Raw genomic sequence first — 19,409 nt, forward strand, 5'->3', positions numbered from 1 at the left:
CCAAGCTGATTGGTTACAGCACTACATCGTGCATATTAAACACAGCACAGCTTTTAGCTGACAAAAAATAGTCGTAATTCAAAATGCTGCATGGCATAGTGCTGCTAAATTGCAACAATATATAGATTAAATTATGAGCTTAAATACTCAAATTTTAGTGGCAGCAATTTTGGGACTCATCTTTGGATATATTTTAAATTTCTTCCCAGAGACTGCCTTTTTTTCTGCCTCTCTTTATGGCATTGGGATAGCCAGTAGCATTTTTATTGGCTTACTTAAAATGCTATTAATTCCTTTGATCTTTAGTTCGATTGTAGTTGGAGTATCCAATTTACAAGCGGGTGGTCAGTTTGGGCGGGTATGGAAAATTACGGTTTTATGTTGTATCACCACCACCACTTTAGCCTTAGCGCTTGGTCTGGCTTGTGCACATCTATTTGATGTGGGTAAGGGGGTTGATATTGCGATGTTCCAAGATGCCATGCGCCAGCATCAAAGCCCAGATACCTTAACCCCAAGTTCTTTTATTACCAACTTTATTCAAAATACCTTAATCAATCCGTTTAGAGCCTTTAGCGAAGGCAATGTACTAGCAGTAGTGTTATTTGCACTGTTTGTTGGTGTGGCTTTGGTCAAAGGTGGCGAGCGCTTTAAAGGCGTGCGTAGTTTAAGCCAGCAGTTTTTTGACATGATGATGATGATGATTGGCTGGGTTATGAAATTAGCGCCAATTGGCATCTTTGCCTTACTCGCAAAACTTATTGCCACCGAAGATATTAGTGTGCTGACACGTTTGGCTGAATTTGCCTTGGTGGTCACAGGAACAACGATTTTCCATGGGGCGGTGGTATTACCATTATTGCTGTGGATTTTTGGCAAAATGAATCCAATCACCTTTTTTAAAGGCACTAAAACTGCATTGATTACTGCTTTTGCGACCAGCTCAAGCTCGGCCACTATGCCTTTGTCATTAAAATGTGCGCAGGAAAATTTGGGTGTACGTCCGCAGACTGCAGGTTTTGTGATTCCCATTGGTACACAGCTCAATATGGATGGCACGGCATTATATGAAGCAGCCGCAGCTTTATTTATCGCTAATTTAATGGGTTTAGATTTAACACTCGGTCAGCAACTTATTGTTTGTCTAACTGCCATGATTGCATCGTTGGGTGCACCTGGTATTCCAAGTGCTGGTATGGTCACCATGATTATGGTGCTGCAATCGGTGGGTCTACCTGCAGAAGCCATTGCGATTTTATTACCAATTGACCGTTTGCTGGATACGGTTCGAACGGTGGTCAACGTACAAGGCGATATGATGATTAGTGTAGTGGTAGATCAGCATACCAAAACGCCTCAAACAACGACTTAGTGGACAGCCCAGTCAAATAGTACACGGCGTGGCTTATGAGTAAATAGGCTGTGCTGTGATGAAGTTTAGCATTTTTACTCAGCTGTTTTAGCCTGTGTTTAAGGCGATTTTTCTCTCAATAGTAGCGACCCAATAAAAAGCCACAGACTATGCTGTGGCTTTTTTTAAATCTGCTTATTTTTTAAGGGAATCAGATGCGTTATCTGGCTCATCCACAATAAAATCAACATCATCGCCTTCAATAAATTCTTCATCATCCTCAGATGCTTCAGGAATTTGGCTGAGATCAATATTGTTTTGCTGTTCTAAAGTAAAGTTTAGGCGACCTGCCATAACGCTGGCTAACTCTTGTAAACCTTCTTTGTTCAGTGAAGAGAACAATTGAATCGAGAAGTCCAGCTTCATTTTGCGTAGCTGTGCTTTAACTTCTTGTAAAGCTTTTGAAGCTGGGCCACGGTTTAATTTATCCGACTTAGTCAGTAACACATGCACAAATAGGCGACGTGAATAAGCCCATTCCAACATCATTACGTCAAAATGTTGTAATGGATGACGAATATCCATTAACAACACCAAGCCTTGTAAACTTTTACGATGAATCAGGTAATTTTCTAACTCTTTTTGCCACACGATTTTCATTGCTTCAGGTACAGCGGCATAGCCATAACCGGGTAAATCCACCAGACGCTGGTCTGGATTACCTAAGCTAAAAAAGTTAATCATCTGGGTACGACCCGGACGTTTTGAGGCACGCGCCAACTGCTTTTGGTTGGTTAAAGCATTAATTGCACTTGATTTACCTGCATTAGAACGACCTGCAAAAGCCACTTCATAGCCAGTATCTTCCACACATAAATTAAGCTTAGGTGCACTCATTAAAAATTCAGCTTTACGAAGCCAGTTGAGTGAGCGTACAGCATATTCAGTAATTGCAGAATCAACTTTTTTCTCATAAGTAATCTTTTGCTTTGGCGCATTGGCCACTTTACTGTTACGTGATTTTCCTCGGTGCTGATGCATAACCTAACTTCAAACTTAATTTACCAAGGGGTATTATAAAGGAAGTCGCCGAGGCAAGCGAATTAAACATTGAAGATGTCTATTGCCAGTGGATGCTGGGTGTGCTTAGGCAGACTCAGGGCTTGGGCAAAAGTATATTGATTTAAGCTTTGATAAAATTGTAATAAGGCTTGATGCAAAATGCCTTTTAAGCCACAGCGCGGTAGTAAAATACATGGCTCAGGTTTTTGACAGTCTACGATTTGTGCATCACCTTGTAAGGTTTGTACCAATGTGCCTAAGCCTATGTCTAATACTGTAGGGTTTAAACGAATCCCGCCACCTTTGCCACGTGTGGTAATCAACCAATTTTGTTTGGCCATAAAATGTACCACTTTAGTTAAGTGGTTTTCTGAAACATGTAAATTTTGCGCAATTTCAGCGATGGTGTAGGGTGCTTCACGTGCTGGAGCAACATACATCAATACACGTAATGCATAGTCAGTAAATTTGTTGAGCTGCATTGCAAAAAAAACTAGGGCCGGAGCCCTAGTTTAACCACAATACAATTGAAAGCAAAGCGCCGGGCAGTTACAGCATAATCGGTGCTGAAACTTCAACACTATCACCCAACTGATAATGTTCAATTAAGATATTTGCGACTGAAAATTCTGATGCTGACTCTTCTGCTTCAACAGCAAATTGGTAGGTGTTGTGATCTACACGGCTTAACTTAAATTGTTGAGGTTGATGCAATTCTTGACCTGGTACACGTACACGTACTGAAATAAGCGCGTTGAGCGGTGCTGCCAATACTGCTTGCTGATCAGCCGCTGTCACAGTAAAGTGGGTTGGCACTACATTTTGATCTATAGCAGTAATATTAAACTCACGCCAACCTGCCCAACCGCCATTTTGTGCGGCTAGCTGATCATACTTCGCTTTTTCCATGCCGACCATTAAATCTGCTAGCTGCATATAAGCGGCTTTCCATGCAGCAATGAGTTCAGAATCCATAGGCACATTTAACACTTCACTAATTGAGTGCAACAGGTTGTCACCCACAATCGCATATTGTTCAGGTTGGATATCCAAGCTGACGTGTTTGCTGGTAATACGCTCTAAAGCTTTAGCCAATACACTTGGATTTTCAATATTTTCTGCATAGGCCAATACAGCTGCTGCTAAGGCACGTGGCTGACGTCCTGTAGTTTGATGATCTAAGTTAAAAGTGTTCTTTAATTCAGGATGATTATTAAGCATACGCTGATAAAAGTATTGGGTGAGTGCAACACCATTTTCACGTAATACAGGTACAGTGGCTTTTACAAGTTCAATATATTGCGGTGTCATCACTACACTCACTCTAAAACAGATTTAAAAGATGTATTTAAAATATATCTTTATGGTTGGCTTGACAAGAGCTGATATCAATAAAACCATAAAAAAAATATGGGATATTTTTAAATATTCCATATCTTGCAGATAAACCTCAATTTATCCGTTTAATACATTAAAAGCTTGCGCTAAGTCATTGATTAAATCTTGAGCATCCTCTAAACCTACGCAAAAACGCACCAAAATCCCTTTTTCTAAATGTGAGTTGTCTAAACTACGGACATGGGGCAATTGATAGAGCATCACTAAACTGACCGGGCCACCCCAGCTAAAGCCCAGTTTAAATAATTGCAGCGCATCACAAAAACGGCGTATATCGGCTAACTGATAGTGCTCTTTGAAGATAACACTGACCAAACCTGCACTTTCTCCATCTTGGCAAACCTGTTGCCAATACACATGACTCATATTGTCAGGATCGGCAGGATGCAGCACTTGACTTAAGTACGGTTGTTGTTTGAGCCACTTGAGTAGGCTTAAAGCCGTTTGACTTTGTGCCTGATAACGCAATCGCATAGAAGCCAAACTACGTTGAATTTGTGCCACGTCATCGCCTGAGACGCTAATGCCTTGAAGAGCGTGGGTACGATACAGGGCATGATGCAATGCTTGATCACGCGTGACTACAGAACCCATCAAAATATCTGCACCGCCACTTGGATATTTAGTGAGGGCATGCACCGTAATATCGACGCTTAAATGTTCATTACTAAAGTCAAAGGCGTTAAAAGCTAAACCTGCACCCCAAGTATTGTCGAGTGCAATGAGCATCTGATGTGCTTGAGCTTTTTTTACTAAACCAATTAAATCTGGAAATTCTAAGGTTAAAGAACCCGCTGCTTCTAGCCAAATCAGCTTGGCGTTGGCACTTGGATTAAAACTATTAACATCAATCGGGTTATACACTTTGACCTTAATTCCATAGCGTGTTTCTAGATTGCGCAAATGCTCCATATTTGGCCCATAAATATTGTCTGCTACCCAAACTTCATCTCCATGACCTAAAAAACATGAATTGACCAAGTTAATCGCAGATAAACCGCTTGGGCATAACAGATGGTGTGTACCCCCTTCAATTTGAGCAATGTGATCGCCTAAGGTAAAGGTGGTAGGTGTGCCATGCGTGCCATAGCTATAGTCATACTCATCCGTCCAGTGACGATTAAATAGTGCATTGGTGTCTTTAAAAATAATGGTCGATGCACGATAGAGGGGAGGTTGCACAGTTGTAATGTACTGAGGGGCATTTCGTGGTGCATGAATTAGTTGGGTTTGTGGATTTTTCTTCACGTCCGTGCTCAAAATAAACTGTATATGGCACTTAGCTTAAGAGAAAGTCATTGATCCTGCTAGACAAGTCACAGTTTTTATAAAAATCGGATGAAATTTTAAAAGTTGGCGCTATTTTTGCAAAACCTCTGTTAAAGCAATAACAATAGGTTAAACAAAAGCATGAAACCGCAGTTAAAAGTACATTATTTTCAACATATTGCGGGAGAGGGTTTTGGTAGTTGTTACGAATATCTAAAACAAAAGAATGCCAAAATTACCGCAACAGAATTCTTCGCCTTGCCTGTCGACCGACCTTTAGACATTGAGGCCTTGCCCGATATTCATGACGTGGATTTACTCATCATTATGGGCGGTACGATGAGTGTCAATGACGAAGCGAATTATCCATGGTTGACTGTAGAAAAGCGTTGGTTAAGACGTTATTTATCTTTAGGTAAACCAGCCATTGGTTTATGTTTGGGGGGGCAGTTGATTGCCAATGCACTAGGTGCCGCGGTCAGTCGTAATAAACAGCAAGAACTAGGCTGGAGTACTATTCGTAAAATCCAAACCGTACCGAAGGACTGTTTTGAAATTCCAGAGCAGCTACAGGTTTTACAATGGCATAGTGAAACCTTTGAAATTCCTAAGGGGGCTGTGCATTTGGCCGAAAATGAAGCTTGTCGTAACCAAATGTATCAGATTGGTAAGAACGTCTTGGGTTTTCAGTTTCATCCAGAAATTACCCCGGAAGTATTGGAATTATTTCTAGAAAATGCTGAAGAATTGTCCATTTTTTCTGGTCAATATGTCCAAGATGTCAATACGTTGATTAAATCATCAAAAAACAAATTTATTCAAGGAAATCAAATATTAAACCAAGCTATTGACTATGTTTTGAGGAAAAGTGCCTATTGAATGCTGTTTAAACAATCGAATAACAAAATATATGGAAAAAACAAATAAAAGGGCAAAAAGGGATTTGCTTATGCATTAAACAATAGCTATAATAAGCGACCCTTCAATAGGAAGGGGGTTAACTGCGAAGAAAGTAGTTAACTATCGTTACAGTCGTGGCATCGATCACGACCTTAGTGATAATTCACTGCTCTTGACACTTGCCTTAAATTAGTGGGGTGAGATGCGTCAAGAGTGATTCTTTATATATTTGGCTTGGAGTTAACTGGTATGTCTAACCAGAGAATTCGTATCCGTCTTAAGTCTTTTGATCACCGTTTAATTGATCAATCTGCTCAAGAAATCGTAGAAACAGCAAAACGTACTGGCGCACAAGTTTGTGGTCCAATTCCAATGCCTACACGCATTGAACGTTTTAACGTTTTAACATCACCACACGTTAACAAAGATGCGCGTGACCAATACGAGATCCGCACTTACAAACGTTTGATCGACATCGTTCAACCTACAGACAAAACTGTAGACGCGTTGATGAAGTTAGATCTTGCAGCTGGTGTTGATGTTCAGATCGCATTGGGTTAAGGCTTTAGGTTAATTAACGCTCTAAGTTAATTAAGCCGCTTTTTTAGAGGTTTATGCACATGGCTATTGGTTTAGTCGGTCGCAAGTGCGGTATGACGCGTATCTTTACAGATGCTGGCGTTTCTGTACCTGTAACAGTGATTGAGGTTGATCCTAACCGCATCACTCAAATCAAAACGCTTGAAACTGATGGTTATCAAGCGATTCAAATCACTACTGGTGAACGTCGCGAATCTCGCGTAACTAACGCTCAGAAAGGTCACTTCGCTAAAGCGGGTGTTGCTGCTGGTCGTCTAGTTCAAGAATTCCGCGCTACAGAAGCTGATCTTGAAGGTCGTGAAGTTGGTGGTACGCTTACTGTTGAATTGTTCCAAGTAGGTCAAATTGTTGACGTAACTGGTACTTCTAAAGGTAAAGGTTTCCAAGGTGGTGTTAAGCGTTGGAACTTCCGTACGCAAGATGCTACTCACGGTAACTCTGTATCTCACCGTGTTATCGGTTCTACAGGTCAAAACCAGACTCCTGGTCGCGTATTCAAAGGCAAAAAAATGCCTGGTCACTTAGGTGCGGAACGCGTAACTACACAGGGTCTTGAAATCGTTGCTATCGACGTTGAACGTTCAGTTCTTGTTGTAAAAGGCGCGGTTCCTGGTGCTACTGGTGGCGACGTAACTGTTCGTCCTACTATCAAGGCCTGAGGGGAAATAAAGTGAATTTAAATACTGTTTCCGGCTCTGCTGTTGAATTATCTGAAGTTGCTTTCGGTCGTGAATTTAACGAAGCTCTTGTACACCAAGTTGTTACAGCTTACTTAGCTGGTGGTCGTCAAGGTTCGAAAGCTCAGAAATCTCGTGCTGACGTATCTGGCGGTGGTAAAAAGCCATTCCGTCAAAAAGGTACTGGCCGTGCACGTGCTGGTTCTATTCGTAGCCCAATCTGGGTTGGCGGTGGTAAAACTTTTGCTGCTCGTCCACAAGACTGGTCTCAAAAAGTAAACCGTAAAATGTACCGCGGTGCTATGCAATGCATCCTAGCTGAACTTGTTCGTCAAGATCGCTTAGTTTTAGTTGAAGAGTTTGCTGTTGCTGCTCCAAAAACTAAAGAATTGCTTGCAAAACTTAACGACTTAAATGCCACTCGCGCATTAATCGTTACTGATGCTGTTGATGAGAACTTGTATCTAGCTGCTCGTAACATTCCACACGTTGATGTGGTTGATGCGACTGCGATTGATCCTGTTAGCTTGATTGCGTTTGACAAAGTTGTTATGTCTGTAGCTGCTGCTAAGAAAATTGAGGTAGAACTCGGATGAACAACGAACGTTTATATCAAGTCCTTCAAGGACCTGTATTCTCTGAAAAAGCTCAAGTTTTAGGCGAAACTGCTGGTGTTCAAGTTTTTAAAGTTGCGACTGATGCAACTAAACTTGAAATCAAAAAAGCTGTTGAGCAATTATTTGGTGTTCAAGTTGTTAAAGTTAACACAACGATCACTAAAGGTAAGACTAAACGCTTTGGTAAAACTATCGGACGTCGTTCTGATGTTAAAAAAGCATACGTCACCCTGAAAGCTGGCCAAGATGTTGAAATGGCTGACTTGGGCGATGCCGCTGAAAGCGCAGCGGAATAAGGACGAAAACTATGCCTATTCAAAAATGTAAGCCAACGTCTCCAGGACGTCGCTTTGTAGAGAAAGTCGTTCACGACCATCTTCACAAAGGCGCACCATACGCTCCATTAGTAGAAGCTAAAAAGCGTACTGGCGGCCGTAATAACAACGGTCACATCACGACTCGTCACGTTGGTGGCGGTCATAAGCAGCACTACCGTCTAGTTGACTTCAAACGTAACAAAGATGGTATTCCTGCAACTGTAGAGCGTATTGAATACGATCCTAACCGTACTGCACACATTGCACTTGTATTGTATGCTGATGGTGAACGTCGTTACATCATCGCGCCTAAAGGCCTTCGCGCTGGCGATAAAGTACAATCTGGTAACGATGCTCCAATTCGTCCAGGTAACTGCTTACCGCTTCGCAACATGCCTATCGGTTCTACTCTTCACAACATCGAACTTAAAATCGGTAAAGGCGCGCAATTAGCTCGTTCTGCTGGTACTTCAGTTCAATTGTTGGGTCGTGACGGTTCTTACGCTATCGTTCGTCTTCGTTCAGGCGAGATGCGTAAAATTCACGTTGAATGCCGTGCTGTGTTAGGTGAAGTATCTAACTCAGAAAGCAACCTTCGTTCACTAGGTAAAGCTGGTGCATCACGCTGGCGTGGTGTTCGTCCTACCGTTCGTGGTATGGCGATGAACCCAGTTGACCATCCACACGGTGGTGGTGAAGGGCGTAACAAAGGTATTCAACCTGTAAGCCCATGGGGTCAAAAAGCTAAAGGGTACAAGACACGTACCAACAAGCGTACGACTAAGATGATTATTCGCGACCGTCGCGTTAAGTAACAAGTAAAGGAATCTGACAATGCCTCGTTCTCTGAAAAAAGGCCCATTCGTCGATGCGCACTTGTTCGCTAAGGTTGAAGCGGCTATCGCGGCTAATAACCGTAAGCCGATCAAAACTTGGTCGCGTCGTTCGATGATCCTCCCGGATTTTGTTGGTTTAACAATTTCTGTTCATAATGGCCGTAACCATGTTCCAGTAATCGTATCTGAACATATGGTTGGTCATAAACTCGGTGAATTCGCGCCAACTCGTACCTATCGTGGTCACGGTGTTGACAAGAAATCTAAACGCTAAGGTGCTATGATGGAAGTTACTGCTAAATTACGCGGTGCCGCTATCTCGGCACAAAAAGCACGTTTGGTTGCAGACTTGATCCGCGGCAAATCTGTTGCGCATGCTTTAAACATTTTAAACTTCAGCAACAAAAAAGCTGCTGTTTTAGTTAAAAAAGCATTGGAATCTGCGATTGCAAACGCTGAACATAATAACAGTTTAGATGTAGACGATCTTAAAGTTTCTACGATCTACGTTGATGAAGGCATGAGCCTAAAACGTATTATGCCACGTGCTAAAGGCCGTGCAGATCGTATTACTAAGCGTACTTGTCACATCACCGTTAAGGTAGGGGTTTGATATGGGTCAGAAGGTTCATCCAATCGGTATCCGCCTAGGTGTTGTGAAACGTCATAACGCTAACTGGTATGCGAGTCCGAAACAATACGCTGAATACTTGCTTAAAGATTTGCAAGTTCGTGAGTTTTTAAACAAAAAACTTAAGAACGCAATGGTAAGCAACATTCTTATCGAACGTCCTACTGGCGCTGCTAAAATTACTATTAGCACTGCTCGTCCTGGTATCGTTATCGGTAAAAAAGGCGAAGACATTGAGAAATTACAACGCGAATTAACATCTATTATGGGTGTTCCTGCGCAAGTAAGCATCAACGAAATCGATCGTCCAGACTTAGACGCGCGTCTAGTTGCTGAAGGTATCGCTTCTCAATTAGAAAAACGTGTAATGTTCCGTCGTGCTATGAAGCGTGCGGTTCAAAACTCTATGCGTGCTGGTGCTAAAGGTATTAAAGTTGAAGTTTCAGGCCGTTTAGGTGGTGCTGAGATCGCTCGTACAGAATGGTATCGTGAAGGTCGTGTACCTCTACATACACTTCGTGCGGACATCGACTACTCTTCAGTACGTGCTGAGACTACTTACGGTACGATTGGTGTTAAAGTTTGGGTATTCCGCGGTGAGATCCTTGGTGGCATGAAACAAGTCATGAACCCAGCTCCTGCTGAAGAACGTCCAGCTAAACGCGGTCGCGGTCGTGGTGAAGGTCAAGAGCGTCGTGGTCGTCGCAATGATCGTTCTGCTGAAAAAGGAGAATAATCCATGTTGCAACCTAAACGTATGAAATTCCGTAAGGTGCAAAAAGGCCGTAACACTGGTCTTGCGCATCGCGGTAGCTCAGTATCTTTCGGTACTATCGCGCTTAAATCGCTTGAACGTGGTCGTATGACTGCACGTCAAATCGAAGCAGCTCGTCGTACAATCAGCCGTCGTATTAAACGTGGTGGTAAGATCTTTATCCGTGTTTTCCCAGACAAACCGATCACTAATAAACCATTAGAAGTTCGTATGGGTAAAGGTAAAGGTTCTGTGGAATACTGGGTTTGTGAAATCAAACCAGGTAAAGTCTTGTACGAAATTGATGGCGTAAACGAAGAATTAGCGCGTGAAGCATTTATTCTTGCTGCTGCTAAACTTCCGTTCAAAACGACTATCGTTACTAAGACGGTGATGTAATGAAAACTAAAGATCTACGTGAAAAGTCGGTAGAAGAGTTGAAAGCTTTGCTTGATGAGCAACAGCTTAACCAATTCCGTCTTCGTATGGCGAAAGCAACTGGTCAATTGGGTAAATCGCATGAAGTTGCGTTAACTCGTAAAACTATTGCTCGTATTAAGACCCTCCTTACCGAAAAACAGGGGAACGGACAATGAGTGAGCAAACAGTTCGCACGTTAACAGGCAAAGTAGTAAGCGACAAGATGGACAAGTCTATCGTTGTTCTTATCGAACGCCGCGTTCAACACCCGTTGTATGGCAAATCAATCCGCCGTTCAACAAAATTACACGCTCATGATGAAAACAACACAGCTAAAGCTGGTGATGTTGTAACAATCAAAGAATGCCGCCCAATGTCTAAAACTAAGTCTTGGACTTTAGTTGAAGTTATTGAAGCAGCAGCTGAGTAATTAACGTTCTTGCATCATCGGTCAATTTCGAGTACTCTTTGAGCCTTTCGAAATTCTGACCGATGTTGCTCGGTTTTGGAGTAGGGCAATGATTCAAACCGAAAGTATGCTCGACGTAGCAGACAACAGTGGTGCTCGCCGCGTACAATGTATCAAAGTACTTGGTGGTTCACATCGTCGTTATGCTTCTGTTGGCGACATCATTAAAGTTACTGTAAAAGAAGCAATTCCACGCGCTCGTGTTAAAAAAGGCGACGTGATGAATGCTGTAGTTGTACGTACAAAATTCGGCATCCGTCGTGCAGACGGTTCAGTGATTCGTTTCGACGATAACGCTGCTGTTATTTTGAACAACAACAAAGCGCCGATTGCGACTCGTATTTTCGGACCAGTGACTCGTGAACTTCGTACTGAACAGTTCATGAAAATTATTTCATTGGCTCCTGAAGTTCTATAAGAGGCACTCATGGCTAAGATTAAAAAGGGCGATCAAGTAATTGTGATCGCAGGTAAAGAAAAAGGCAAACAGGGTACTGTATTGTCAGTTTCTAATGACCGCGTTCTTGTTGAAGGCTTGAACTTGGTTAAGAAGCATCAAAAGCCGAACCGTGCAACGGGTGCTGAAGGCGCTATCGTTACACAAGAAGCTACGCTTCATATCTCAAACGTGGCAATTTTTAATGCTGCAACCCAAAAGGCTGACCGTGTTGGTTACCAAGTAGTAGAAGGCGTGAAAACTCGCGTATTCAAATCTACTGGTGAATCAGTGGCGGTAGCGAAGTAATAGGTTGAATTAGGCTATGGCCAGACTTAAAACACGTTACAACGACGAACTTAAAGCTCAGTTACAAGAAGTATTGGGCGTTAAGAATGTGATGGAAATTCCACGCATTACAAAAATTACTATCAACATGGGTGTTGGTGCAGCTTCTGCTGATAAAAAACTCCTTGATGGTGCTTTAGCTGATATGCAAGCAATTGCTGGTCAAAAACCAGTGCTTACATTAGCGCGTAAATCAATCGCTGGTTTCAAAATCCGTGATGGTTGGCCGATTGGTTGTAAAGTTACTTTACGCGGCGAACGTATGTACGAATTCTTAGACCGTTTGATCTCTATCGCGATCCCTCGTATCCGTGACTTCCGTGGTTTCTCTGCGAAATCATTCGACGGTCGTGGTAACTACTCAATGGGTCTTAAGGAACAAATCATGTTCCCTGAAATCGATTTTGATAAGATTGATCGTATTCGTGGTATGGACATTACCATTACTACGACTGCTCGCACCGATGACGAAGGCCGTGCGCTTATGCGTGCATTCGGCTTCCCGTTCAAATAAGAGGTCGATATGGCTAAGAAAGGTATGATTAATCGCGAATTGAAACGCGAAGCTACTGTTGCAAAATTTGCTGCAAAACGTGCTGAATTAAAAGCAACGATTGCAAACGTAAATGCATCAGACGAAGAACGTTTCGAAGCGATGATGAAATTACAAGCATTACCACGTAATGCATCTCCAGTACGTCTACGTAACCGTTGTGGTTTGACTGGTCGTCCTCACGGTTACTTCCGTAAGTTCGGTCTAAGCCGTAACAAACTACGTGATACAGTAATGCAAGGTGATGTACCTGGCGTTGTTAAGGCAAGCTGGTAAGGAGCACTATAAATGAGTATGCAAGATACCGTTGCCGACATGTTAACACGTGTTCGTAACGCGCAAATGGCGAAGAAACAAACTGTTTCTATGCCAAACTCTAAGTTAAAAGTTGCGATCGCTAACGTTCTTAAACAAGAAGGTTATATCGCTGAAGTAGCGGTTGCTGATGCCGAAGGTAAAGCAACGCTTACTTTGACTTTAAAATATTTCGAAGGCAAACCAGTTATCGAAACTGTGAAACGCGTAAGCCGTCCTGGTCTACGTCAATATCGCGGTAAAGATGCACTTCCAAGCGTTAAGCAAGGTTTAGGTATTGCAATTGTTTCTACAAGCAAAGGCATCATGACTGATCGCGCTGCACGTGCTGCGGGCATCGGTGGTGAAGTTATTGCTTTTGTTTCTTAATAGGTGATTCCTCATGTCTCGTGTGGCTAAAGCCCCAGTAACTGTACCTAACGGTGTTACAGTTACTCAGAACGGCCGGCAGGTCGAAGTGAAAGGCACTAAAGGTACATTGTCTTTCAACCTGCATGCGCTGGTCGAGCTTAAACAGGAAGACGGTACTCTAGTTATTGCTCCAAAAGCTGAGTCGAAAGACGCTTGGATGCAAGCTGGTACTGCTCGCGCTGTGCTTAACAACCTTGTAAAAGGTGTTAGCGAAGGTTTCGAACGTAAGTTACAGCTTATCGGTGTTGGTTATAAAGCTGCGGTTAAAGGTAACGTTGTTAACCTTAACCTTGGTTTCTCTCACCCGATCGATTACAACCTTCCTGAAGGTGTAACTGCTGAAACTCCTACAGCAACTGAAATCGTACTTAAATCAGCTGACAAAGCTGCTCTAGGTCAAGTTGCTGCAGATATCCGTGGTTACCGTCCACCAGAGCCGTATAAAGGTAAAGGTGTTCGTTATTCTGACGAAGTTGTACTTCGTAAAGAAGCTAAGAAGAAATAAGGCGCGAGGTTCTTATGAACGAAAAGAAACAATCCCGTTTGCGTCGTGCGAAAAGCACACGCTTGCACATCCGTGCGTTGGGTGCGACTCGTTTGTGTGTAAACCGCACTCCGCGTCACATCTATGCTCAAGTTATCTCAGCAGATGGTGGCAAAGTATTAGCGCAAGCTTCTACTTTAGACGCTACTCTACGTGCTGGTACAACTGGTAACGTTGAAGCGGCTCAAAAAGTTGGTGCTTTAATTGCAGAGCGTGCGAAAGCTGCTGGTGTAACTAAAGTTGCATTTGACCGTTCTGGTTTCAAATATCATGGTCGTATCAAAGCCTTGGCTGATGCTGCTCGTGAAAACGGCTTGGAGTTCTAATCATGGCTAAAGTTGAACAAAACGAAGGTCTTGTTGAAAAGCTGGTAGCCGTTGATCGTGTTGCCAAAGTTGTTAAGGGTGGTCGTATCTTCTCTTTCACAGCATTAACTGTTGTGGGTGATGGTAATGGTCGCGTAGGTTTTGGTCGTGGTAAAGCACGTGAAGTTCCAGCTGCTATTTCTAAAGCACTTGAAGCTGCTCGTCGTAACATGATTACTGTTGACCTTGTTGACGGTACTGTTCAACACCCGATCAACGCTCGTCACGGCGCAAGCCGCATTTACATGCAACCTGCTTCTGAAGGTACTGGTGTAATTGCTGGTGGTGCTATGCGTGCAGTTCTAGAAGCTGTGGGTGTACGTAACGTACTGACTAAATGTTATGGTTCTACTAACGCTGCTAACGTAGTAAACGCGACTTTCAATGGTTTGCGTGATATGACTTCTCCTGAGAAAGTTGCTGCGAAACGTGGTTTATCAGTAGAACAAATTCAAGGGTAATCAATCATGAAAACGATTAAAGTTACCCAGACTAAATCTGCATCGCACCGCTTGAAAAATCACAAGCTTAGCCTTCAAGGTTTAGGTCTGCGTCGTATTGGTCATACTGTAGAAGTGCAAGATACGCCTTCTAACCGTGGTATGATCAACCAAGTATACTATATGGTTAGTGTAGAGGAATAAGCCATGACTCTGCGTTTAAATACAATTGCACCTGCAGAAGGTGCTAAACGTGACAACCTTCGTTTAGGCCGTGGTATCGGTTCTGGCGTTGGTAAGACTGGTGGCCGTGGTGTCAAAGGTCAAAACTCACGTAAGAGCGGTGGTACTCGTCCTGGTTTCGAAGGCGGTCAAACAGCACTTTATCGTCGTTTGCCTAAATTCGGCTTCACTAGCCAACAGGCATTGAAAACTGCTGAAGTACGTTTATCTGAGCTTAACAAAGTTGAAGGCGATATCGTTTCTCTTGAAACTTTAAAAGCTGCAAACGTTGTACGTAAAGATATGTTACGTGCTCGTATCGTACTTTCTGGTGAAATTACTCGCGCATTCACTATTCAAGGTGTTGTGTTGACTAAAGGCGCTAAAGCTGCTGTTGAAGCTGCTGGCGGTAAAGTCGAGGAGTAATCTCCAGTGTCTATGACTCCTAGTTCTACAGGTCATGTTAACATGATGAAAGGTCAGCCATTTCACGTGAAATATCGTGAAATTATTCGCCGAATGATGTTTCTCATTGGTGCGCTGCTGGTCTTTCGACTAGGAGCGCATATTCCAGTACCGGGTATCGATAATGCTGCCCTTGAGAATTTATTTAATGCAAACTCAGGCACAATCCTGGGTTTGTTTAATATGTTCTCAGGTGGTGCATTAGAGCGAATGTCTATTCTTGCTCTTGGGATTATGCCTTACATTTCTGCCTCTATTATTGTGCAGTTAATGTCAACGGTGGTTCCATCGCTCGAAGCTTTGAAAAAAGAAGGCGAGCAGGGTAAGCGTAAGATTAACCAATATACACGACAAGGAACGCTGTTCTTAGCCTTAGTGCAGTCGATTGGTATGTGTGCAGGTCTGATTAGTCAAGGGATTACCTTAACGTCAGGACTTGCTTTTTACATTCCAGCCGTCACTTCATTGGTTGCGGGTACAATGTTCTTGATGTGGTTGGGTGAGCAGATCACTGAACGCGGGGTAGGTAATGGTATTTCCATGATTATCTTCGCGGGTATTGTTGCAGGCTTGCCAACATTGGTAATGCAATCTTTCACCTCTATTGACAGCGGACAGTCAAGTTTAATTGGCTTAGCGATCTTCGCTCTGTTATCATTAGCGGTATTGGCAGCAATCGTGTTTATCGAGAAAGCGCAACGTCGTATTCCGGTAAACTATGCTCAAAAACAACAAGGTCGTCGTGTGTTTACCGCGCAACAGACACATTTGCCATTAAAAATTAATATGGCGGGTGTGATTCCGGCAATTTTTGCCAGCTCATTGCTTTTGTTCCCAGCGAGCTTAGGTCAGTGGGTCGGTAGTGCCGATCCTGATGCAGGTTTAATTAAGCGTGGCCTACAAGATTTGGCACTCGTTTTGTCGCCTGGACAACCACTATATTTGGTACTCTTTGGTGCGTTAATTATCTTCTTCTGTTATTTCTATACTGCGCTAGTATTTAGCCCGAAAGAAGTTTCCGAGAATTTAAAGCGTAGTGGAGCTTATGTGCCCGGTATACGCCCAGGTGAGCAAACTGCTCGTTACTTAGATCATATTCTCAATCGTTTGACCTTTATTGGCGCGATCTACATTACAGTGGTGTGTTTGATGCCAATGGTGCTACAAAGCTCATTTGGTATTCCATTTAGCTTAGGGGGCACATCGTTACTGATTGTAGTTGTTGTGGTGATGGACTTTATGGCTCAGCTACAAGCTCATCTCACCTCGCATCAATATGATAATCAAACCCTAATGAGAAAAACGACTGCTCATCCTAAGGGATAAGCGCACTTAGAGGTTTCATCATGAAAGTACAAGCTTCTGTAAAGAAAATTTGTGGTAGCTGTAAAGTTATCCGTCGTAATGGGGTTATTCGCGTAATTTGTAGCGCAGAACCTCGTCATAAGCAGCGTCAAGGTTAATCTAATCAAGACCTGTTGATTTCAGTAGGCTAATTAGGTTATTATCCGCCCCTCAAGATTTTTGTGGGGCGGTTGATTATCTCTACTGCCTTTTTGGAGAAAGTGAATGGCTCGTATTGCCGGTGTAAACATTCCGGATAACAAGCATGCTGTTATCTCCCTTACGTATATCTTTGGTATCGGTCGCCACACTGCTAAGCAAATCTTAGCTGCTGTTGGTATCGAAACAACTACTAAGATTCGTGAGTTGGACGATGCTCAGCTTGATGCGATTCGTGCAGAAGTTGCTAAGGTTCCTACCGAAGGTGACTTACGTCGCGAAATTTCCATGAACATTAAACGTTTAATGGATTTAGGCTGCTACCGTGGTCTTCGTCATCGTCGTAGCTTGCCTGTCCGCGGTCAACGCACAAAAACTAACGCACGTACCCGTAAAGGTCCGCGCAAACCGATTAAAAAGTAAGATTTCTGGAAGCTAAAAGATGGCTAAAGATACTCGCACACGCAAGAAGGTCACTCGTACCGTCTCTGAAGGTGTTGCACACATTCACGCGTCTTTTAATAACACCATTGTAACGATTACCGATCGTCAAGGTAATGCATTGGCTTGGGCCACTTCAGGTGGACAAGGCTTCCGTGGATCACGTAAATCAACTCCGTTCGCTGCTCAGGTAGCTGCTGAAGTTGCTGGTAAAGCAGCTTTAGACTACGGTTTGAAAAACTTGGACGTCCTTGTAAAAGGTCCTGGTCCAGGTCGTGAATCTGCGGTTCGTGCATTAGGCGCAGTGGGTTATAAGATTAACAGCATTACCGATGTGACACCAATTCCTCACAACGGTTGCCGTCCACCTAAAAAACGTCGCGTGTAAGGAGAAACATTCATGGCTCGTTATATTGGTCCAAAATGCAAACTCTCTCGCCGCGAAGGGACAGACCTGCAATTAAAATCTGGCGTTAAACCGTTTGACGTTAAGACTAAAAAACATGCTAAAGCGCCTGGTCAACATGGCGGCGCTCGTGGTAGCAAACAATCTGAGTACTCACTACAATTACGTGAAAAACAAAAAGTACGTCGTATGTACGGTGTTTTAGAACGTCAATTTAGTAACTACTACAAAGAAGCAGCTCGTGTTAAAGGCGCAACTGGTGAGAACTTATTAAAGTTACTTGAAAGCCGTCTTGATAACGTTGTTTATCGTATGGGTTTTGGTTCTACACGTGCAGAAGCTCGTCAGTTAGTATCTCACCGTTCAATCACTTTAAATGGTCGTCGCGTTAACATCGCTTCTATCCAAGTTAAAGCTGGTGACGTGATTGCAGTTCACGAAGGCGCTAAACAACAATTACGTATCAAAAACGCAATTGAATTAGCTGCTCAACGTGGTACAGCTTCATGGATCGAAGTAGATCATTCAAAACTTGAAGGTACATTCAAATCTGCACCTGATCGTTCTGATTTACCTGCTGAAATCAACGAAAGCTTGATTGTAGAATTGTATTCTAAATAATCCTTGAGGTAGCAATAATGACGCGTACTGCAAATGAGTTTCTAACTCCGCAAGCGATCAAGGTCGAAGCGGCAAGCGGGACCTCGGCAAAAGTTATTCTAGAACCCTTAGAGCGTGGCTTTGGTCATACTCTGGGCAATGCTTTACGTCGCATCCTTCTTTCTTCTTTACCTGGCGCAGCTGTGGTTGAAGTAGAGATTGAAGGTGTTGAGCACGAGTACAGTACTTTGGAAGGCTTGCAGCAGGACATCGTCGAGCTCTTGCTGAACCTAAAAGGATTGTCTATTAAGCTGTTCGATCAAAATGAAGCTTATTTAACATTAGAGAAACAAGGTCCTGGCGACGTAACTGCCGCTGATCTTCGTTTACCTCATAATGTTGAAGTGGTTAACCCTGAGCATTTGATCGGCACATTAAGTGCTACTGGCAATCTTAAAATGCGCCTTAAAGTTGCTCAAGGCCGTGGTTATGAGACTTCTGACTCACGCTTCCCTGAAGGCGAAACTCGCCCTGTAGGTCGCTTACAGTTAGATGCTTCTTATAGCCCGATCAAACGTGTGTCTTACACAGTGGAAAACGCTCGTGTAGAACAACGTACTGACCTTGATAAACTGATCATTGATCTTGAAACAAATGGTACTGTTGATCCTGAAGAAGCAATTCGTAAGGCAGCAACGATCTTGCAACAACAAATCGCGATTTTTGTTGACCTGCAAAAAGATCAAGCACCAGTTGCTCAAGAACCTCGCGAGGAAGTTGATCCAATCTTGCTTCGTCCAGTAGATGATCTAGAGCTTACTGTTCGTTCTGCTAACTGTTTGAAAGCAGAAAACATTTACTACATTGGTGATCTTGTTCAGCGCACTGAGGTTGAGTTACTCAAAACTCCTAACCTTGGTAAAAAGTCGCTTACTGAGATCAAAGATGTTCTGGCATCGAAAGGCTTACAGCTCGGCATGCGTTTAGAGAACTGGCCACCGGCTAGCCTCCGCATGGACGATCGCTTTGCCTATCGTAGCCGTTAATTAAGTAGGACTA

The 19,409-nt window shown here is 43.1% G+C and carries 32 protein-coding genes and 1 pseudogene; 29 read left to right on the top strand and 4 right to left on the bottom strand.

The window, feature by feature from the left end:
• The first annotated feature begins 133 nt into the window (after positions 1-133).
• On the top strand, positions 134-1,372 hold the full coding sequence (locus AC5YCD_RS04015) for a dicarboxylate/amino acid:cation symporter (RefSeq protein WP_496128820.1): 1,239 nt from the start codon (positions 134-136) through the stop codon (positions 1,370-1,372).
• Positions 1,373-1,546: 174 nt separating this feature from the next.
• Here AC5YCD_RS04015 and yihA read toward each other — a convergent pair whose 3' ends face one another.
• The 4 genes from yihA to AC5YCD_RS04035 all read right to left on the bottom strand — a co-directional run bounded on the left by yihA (position 1,547) and on the right by AC5YCD_RS04035 (position 5,059).
• Complete coding sequence (gene yihA / locus AC5YCD_RS04020) at positions 1,547-2,392, bottom strand: ribosome biogenesis GTP-binding protein YihA/YsxC (RefSeq protein ID WP_496128821.1); 846 nt, start codon at positions 2,390-2,392, stop codon at positions 1,547-1,549.
• Positions 2,393-2,454: 62 nt separating this feature from the next.
• Positions 2,455-2,895 (bottom strand): RrF2 family transcriptional regulator, encoded by a 441-nt coding sequence (locus AC5YCD_RS04025; protein ID WP_496128822.1) that lies wholly within the window; start codon positions 2,893-2,895, stop codon positions 2,455-2,457.
• Positions 2,896-2,962: 67 nt separating this feature from the next.
• Positions 2,963-3,724 carry a globin domain-containing protein gene (locus tag AC5YCD_RS04030; protein WP_496128823.1) on the bottom strand — a complete coding sequence of 254 codons (762 nt, stop codon included), beginning with the start codon at positions 3,722-3,724 and terminating at the stop codon, positions 2,963-2,965.
• A 144-nt stretch (positions 3,725-3,868) separates the two neighbouring features.
• Positions 3,869-5,059, bottom strand: a complete 1,191-nt coding sequence (locus AC5YCD_RS04035) for a PLP-dependent transferase (protein ID WP_496128824.1) — start codon at positions 5,057-5,059, stop codon at positions 3,869-3,871.
• Positions 5,060-5,221: 162 nt separating this feature from the next.
• Here AC5YCD_RS04035 and AC5YCD_RS04040 point away from each other — a divergent pair, with 162 nt between their 5' ends.
• From AC5YCD_RS04040 to AC5YCD_RS04175, 28 genes and pseudogenes are all read left to right on the top strand, one after another.
• Complete coding sequence (locus tag AC5YCD_RS04040; RefSeq protein WP_496128825.1) at positions 5,222-5,959, top strand: type 1 glutamine amidotransferase; 738 nt, start codon at positions 5,222-5,224, stop codon at positions 5,957-5,959.
• 270 nt (positions 5,960-6,229) lie between these two features.
• Positions 6,230-6,541 carry a 30S ribosomal protein S10 gene (gene rpsJ, locus AC5YCD_RS04045; protein ID WP_000070912.1) on the top strand — a complete coding sequence of 104 codons (312 nt, stop codon included), beginning with the start codon at positions 6,230-6,232 and terminating at the stop codon, positions 6,539-6,541.
• A gap of 59 nt (positions 6,542-6,600) precedes the next feature.
• Entirely contained in the window at positions 6,601-7,239 is a 639-nt protein-coding gene (gene rplC / locus AC5YCD_RS04050) for a 50S ribosomal protein L3 (protein WP_496128826.1), read from the top strand.
• Between the two features lie 11 nt (positions 7,240-7,250).
• The gene (rplD, locus tag AC5YCD_RS04055; RefSeq protein ID WP_067731189.1) at positions 7,251-7,853 is read left to right on the top strand and encodes a 50S ribosomal protein L4; all 603 of its coding nucleotides are present in this window, start codon (positions 7,251-7,253) and stop codon (positions 7,851-7,853) included.
• On the top strand, positions 7,850-8,170 hold the full coding sequence (rplW, locus tag AC5YCD_RS04060; protein WP_004809809.1) for a 50S ribosomal protein L23: 321 nt from the start codon (positions 7,850-7,852) through the stop codon (positions 8,168-8,170). The genes rplD and rplW overlap by 4 nt, the downstream gene beginning before the upstream one ends.
• 11 nt (positions 8,171-8,181) lie before the next feature.
• Positions 8,182-9,006 (top strand): 50S ribosomal protein L2, encoded by an 825-nt coding sequence (gene rplB, locus AC5YCD_RS04065; RefSeq protein WP_122899905.1) that lies wholly within the window; start codon positions 8,182-8,184, stop codon positions 9,004-9,006.
• A gap of 19 nt (positions 9,007-9,025) precedes the next feature.
• Entirely contained in the window at positions 9,026-9,301 is a 276-nt protein-coding gene (gene rpsS / locus AC5YCD_RS04070) for a 30S ribosomal protein S19 (protein WP_004281508.1), read from the top strand.
• A gap of 9 nt (positions 9,302-9,310) precedes the next feature.
• On the top strand, positions 9,311-9,640 hold the full coding sequence (gene rplV / locus AC5YCD_RS04075; RefSeq protein ID WP_001982638.1) for a 50S ribosomal protein L22: 330 nt from the start codon (positions 9,311-9,313) through the stop codon (positions 9,638-9,640).
• A 1-nt stretch (position 9,641) separates the two neighbouring features.
• Positions 9,642-10,419, top strand: a pseudogene (gene rpsC, locus AC5YCD_RS04080) (30S ribosomal protein S3).
• Positions 10,398-10,811: a 50S ribosomal protein L16 gene (rplP, locus tag AC5YCD_RS04085; RefSeq protein ID WP_496128827.1), complete on the top strand. Its 414-nt coding sequence runs from the start codon at positions 10,398-10,400 to the stop codon at positions 10,809-10,811. Before rpsC ends, rplP begins: the two are co-directional and overlap by 22 nt.
• Complete coding sequence (rpmC, locus tag AC5YCD_RS04090; RefSeq protein ID WP_180047003.1) at positions 10,811-11,008, top strand: 50S ribosomal protein L29; 198 nt, start codon at positions 10,811-10,813, stop codon at positions 11,006-11,008. Before rplP ends, rpmC begins: the two co-directional genes overlap by 1 nt.
• The gene (gene rpsQ, locus AC5YCD_RS04095) at positions 11,005-11,262 is read left to right on the top strand and encodes a 30S ribosomal protein S17 (protein WP_122899910.1); all 258 of its coding nucleotides are present in this window, start codon (positions 11,005-11,007) and stop codon (positions 11,260-11,262) included. The genes rpmC and rpsQ overlap by 4 nt, the downstream gene beginning before the upstream one ends.
• Before the next feature lie 88 nt (positions 11,263-11,350).
• On the top strand, positions 11,351-11,719 hold the full coding sequence (rplN, locus tag AC5YCD_RS04100) for a 50S ribosomal protein L14 (protein WP_005012978.1): 369 nt from the start codon (positions 11,351-11,353) through the stop codon (positions 11,717-11,719).
• A 9-nt stretch (positions 11,720-11,728) separates the two neighbouring features.
• The gene (gene rplX, locus AC5YCD_RS04105) at positions 11,729-12,046 is read left to right on the top strand and encodes a 50S ribosomal protein L24 (protein ID WP_122899912.1); all 318 of its coding nucleotides are present in this window, start codon (positions 11,729-11,731) and stop codon (positions 12,044-12,046) included.
• Positions 12,047-12,062: 16 nt separating this feature from the next.
• Positions 12,063-12,599, top strand: a complete 537-nt coding sequence (gene rplE, locus AC5YCD_RS04110; protein ID WP_496128828.1) for a 50S ribosomal protein L5 — start codon at positions 12,063-12,065, stop codon at positions 12,597-12,599.
• Between the two features lie 9 nt (positions 12,600-12,608).
• Positions 12,609-12,914: a 30S ribosomal protein S14 gene (gene rpsN / locus AC5YCD_RS04115; protein WP_106984040.1), complete on the top strand. Its 306-nt coding sequence runs from the start codon at positions 12,609-12,611 to the stop codon at positions 12,912-12,914.
• 12 nt (positions 12,915-12,926) lie between these two features.
• Positions 12,927-13,322 carry a 30S ribosomal protein S8 gene (gene rpsH / locus AC5YCD_RS04120; RefSeq protein ID WP_122899918.1) on the top strand — a complete coding sequence of 132 codons (396 nt, stop codon included), beginning with the start codon at positions 12,927-12,929 and terminating at the stop codon, positions 13,320-13,322.
• A 13-nt stretch (positions 13,323-13,335) separates the two neighbouring features.
• Entirely contained in the window at positions 13,336-13,869 is a 534-nt protein-coding gene (rplF, locus tag AC5YCD_RS04125) for a 50S ribosomal protein L6 (protein ID WP_122899920.1), read from the top strand.
• A gap of 14 nt (positions 13,870-13,883) precedes the next feature.
• Positions 13,884-14,234, top strand: coding sequence for a 50S ribosomal protein L18 (gene rplR / locus AC5YCD_RS04130; RefSeq protein WP_004281497.1), 351 nt, complete (start codon positions 13,884-13,886; stop codon positions 14,232-14,234).
• 2 nt (positions 14,235-14,236) lie between these two features.
• Complete coding sequence (gene rpsE, locus AC5YCD_RS04135; protein WP_496128829.1) at positions 14,237-14,734, top strand: 30S ribosomal protein S5; 498 nt, start codon at positions 14,237-14,239, stop codon at positions 14,732-14,734.
• A gap of 6 nt (positions 14,735-14,740) precedes the next feature.
• Complete coding sequence (gene rpmD / locus AC5YCD_RS04140; protein WP_005094139.1) at positions 14,741-14,917, top strand: 50S ribosomal protein L30; 177 nt, start codon at positions 14,741-14,743, stop codon at positions 14,915-14,917.
• Between the two features lie 3 nt (positions 14,918-14,920).
• On the top strand, positions 14,921-15,361 hold the full coding sequence (rplO, locus tag AC5YCD_RS04145; RefSeq protein ID WP_496128830.1) for a 50S ribosomal protein L15: 441 nt from the start codon (positions 14,921-14,923) through the stop codon (positions 15,359-15,361).
• Between the two features lie 45 nt (positions 15,362-15,406).
• The gene (gene secY, locus AC5YCD_RS04150) at positions 15,407-16,726 is read left to right on the top strand and encodes a preprotein translocase subunit SecY (RefSeq protein ID WP_171407306.1); all 1,320 of its coding nucleotides are present in this window, start codon (positions 15,407-15,409) and stop codon (positions 16,724-16,726) included.
• A gap of 20 nt (positions 16,727-16,746) precedes the next feature.
• On the top strand, positions 16,747-16,863 hold the full coding sequence (rpmJ, locus tag AC5YCD_RS04155) for a 50S ribosomal protein L36 (RefSeq protein WP_000867907.1): 117 nt from the start codon (positions 16,747-16,749) through the stop codon (positions 16,861-16,863).
• 106 nt (positions 16,864-16,969) lie between these two features.
• Entirely contained in the window at positions 16,970-17,326 is a 357-nt protein-coding gene (rpsM, locus tag AC5YCD_RS04160; protein WP_122899928.1) for a 30S ribosomal protein S13, read from the top strand.
• A gap of 19 nt (positions 17,327-17,345) precedes the next feature.
• Entirely contained in the window at positions 17,346-17,732 is a 387-nt protein-coding gene (gene rpsK, locus AC5YCD_RS04165; RefSeq protein ID WP_001040166.1) for a 30S ribosomal protein S11, read from the top strand.
• A 12-nt stretch (positions 17,733-17,744) separates the two neighbouring features.
• Entirely contained in the window at positions 17,745-18,371 is a 627-nt protein-coding gene (rpsD, locus tag AC5YCD_RS04170) for a 30S ribosomal protein S4 (RefSeq protein WP_496128831.1), read from the top strand.
• Between the two features lie 17 nt (positions 18,372-18,388).
• Positions 18,389-19,396 carry a DNA-directed RNA polymerase subunit alpha gene (locus AC5YCD_RS04175; RefSeq protein ID WP_034587449.1) on the top strand — a complete coding sequence of 336 codons (1,008 nt, stop codon included), beginning with the start codon at positions 18,389-18,391 and terminating at the stop codon, positions 19,394-19,396.
• The last annotated feature ends 13 nt before the right edge of the window (positions 19,397-19,409 follow it).

The sequence above is a fragment of the Acinetobacter sp. CY05 genome (genome assembly GCF_059515805.1).

Bases quoted from the DNA above. Each gene is read 5' to 3' on its own strand.
- secY (WP_171407306.1), top strand. From the start codon at position 15,407: ATGAAAGGTCAGCCATTTCACGTGAAATATCGTGAAATTATTCGCCGA.
- rplR (WP_004281497.1), top strand. From the start codon at position 13,884: ATGAACGAAAAGAAACAATCCCGTTTGCGTCGTGCGAAAAGCACACGC.
- rplN (WP_005012978.1), top strand. From the start codon at position 11,351: ATGATTCAAACCGAAAGTATGCTCGACGTAGCAGACAACAGTGGTGCT.
- AC5YCD_RS04030 (WP_496128823.1), bottom strand. From the start codon at position 3,724: ATGACACCGCAATATATTGAACTTGTAAAAGCCACTGTACCTGTATTA.
- rpmC (WP_180047003.1), top strand. From the start codon at position 10,811: ATGAAAACTAAAGATCTACGTGAAAAGTCGGTAGAAGAGTTGAAAGCT.
- AC5YCD_RS04175 (WP_034587449.1), top strand. From the start codon at position 18,389: ATGACGCGTACTGCAAATGAGTTTCTAACTCCGCAAGCGATCAAGGTC.
- rplF (WP_122899920.1), top strand. From the start codon at position 13,336: ATGTCTCGTGTGGCTAAAGCCCCAGTAACTGTACCTAACGGTGTTACA.
- rpsS (WP_004281508.1), top strand. From the start codon at position 9,026: ATGCCTCGTTCTCTGAAAAAAGGCCCATTCGTCGATGCGCACTTGTTC.
- rpsQ (WP_122899910.1), top strand. From the start codon at position 11,005: ATGAGTGAGCAAACAGTTCGCACGTTAACAGGCAAAGTAGTAAGCGAC.
- rpsM (WP_122899928.1), top strand. From the start codon at position 16,970: ATGGCTCGTATTGCCGGTGTAAACATTCCGGATAACAAGCATGCTGTT.
- rpsN (WP_106984040.1), top strand. From the start codon at position 12,609: ATGGCTAAGAAAGGTATGATTAATCGCGAATTGAAACGCGAAGCTACT.
- AC5YCD_RS04025 (WP_496128822.1), bottom strand. From the start codon at position 2,895: ATGCAGCTCAACAAATTTACTGACTATGCATTACGTGTATTGATGTAT.
- yihA (WP_496128821.1), bottom strand. From the start codon at position 2,392: ATGCATCAGCACCGAGGAAAATCACGTAACAGTAAAGTGGCCAATGCG.
- rplV (WP_001982638.1), top strand. From the start codon at position 9,311: ATGGAAGTTACTGCTAAATTACGCGGTGCCGCTATCTCGGCACAAAAA.
- rplP (WP_496128827.1), top strand. From the start codon at position 10,398: ATGTTGCAACCTAAACGTATGAAATTCCGTAAGGTGCAAAAAGGCCGT.
- rpsK (WP_001040166.1), top strand. From the start codon at position 17,346: ATGGCTAAAGATACTCGCACACGCAAGAAGGTCACTCGTACCGTCTCT.
- rpmJ (WP_000867907.1), top strand. From the start codon at position 16,747: ATGAAAGTACAAGCTTCTGTAAAGAAAATTTGTGGTAGCTGTAAAGTT.
- rplE (WP_496128828.1), top strand. From the start codon at position 12,063: ATGGCCAGACTTAAAACACGTTACAACGACGAACTTAAAGCTCAGTTA.
- rpsD (WP_496128831.1), top strand. From the start codon at position 17,745: ATGGCTCGTTATATTGGTCCAAAATGCAAACTCTCTCGCCGCGAAGGG.
- AC5YCD_RS04040 (WP_496128825.1), top strand. From the start codon at position 5,222: ATGAAACCGCAGTTAAAAGTACATTATTTTCAACATATTGCGGGAGAG.
- rpsE (WP_496128829.1), top strand. From the start codon at position 14,237: ATGGCTAAAGTTGAACAAAACGAAGGTCTTGTTGAAAAGCTGGTAGCC.
- rplC (WP_496128826.1), top strand. From the start codon at position 6,601: ATGGCTATTGGTTTAGTCGGTCGCAAGTGCGGTATGACGCGTATCTTT.
- rpsJ (WP_000070912.1), top strand. From the start codon at position 6,230: ATGTCTAACCAGAGAATTCGTATCCGTCTTAAGTCTTTTGATCACCGT.
- rplB (WP_122899905.1), top strand. From the start codon at position 8,182: ATGCCTATTCAAAAATGTAAGCCAACGTCTCCAGGACGTCGCTTTGTA.
- rplO (WP_496128830.1), top strand. From the start codon at position 14,921: ATGACTCTGCGTTTAAATACAATTGCACCTGCAGAAGGTGCTAAACGT.
- rpsH (WP_122899918.1), top strand. From the start codon at position 12,927: ATGAGTATGCAAGATACCGTTGCCGACATGTTAACACGTGTTCGTAAC.
- rpmD (WP_005094139.1), top strand. From the start codon at position 14,741: ATGAAAACGATTAAAGTTACCCAGACTAAATCTGCATCGCACCGCTTG.
- AC5YCD_RS04015 (WP_496128820.1), top strand. From the start codon at position 134: ATGAGCTTAAATACTCAAATTTTAGTGGCAGCAATTTTGGGACTCATC.
- rplW (WP_004809809.1), top strand. From the start codon at position 7,850: ATGAACAACGAACGTTTATATCAAGTCCTTCAAGGACCTGTATTCTCT.
- rplX (WP_122899912.1), top strand. From the start codon at position 11,729: ATGGCTAAGATTAAAAAGGGCGATCAAGTAATTGTGATCGCAGGTAAA.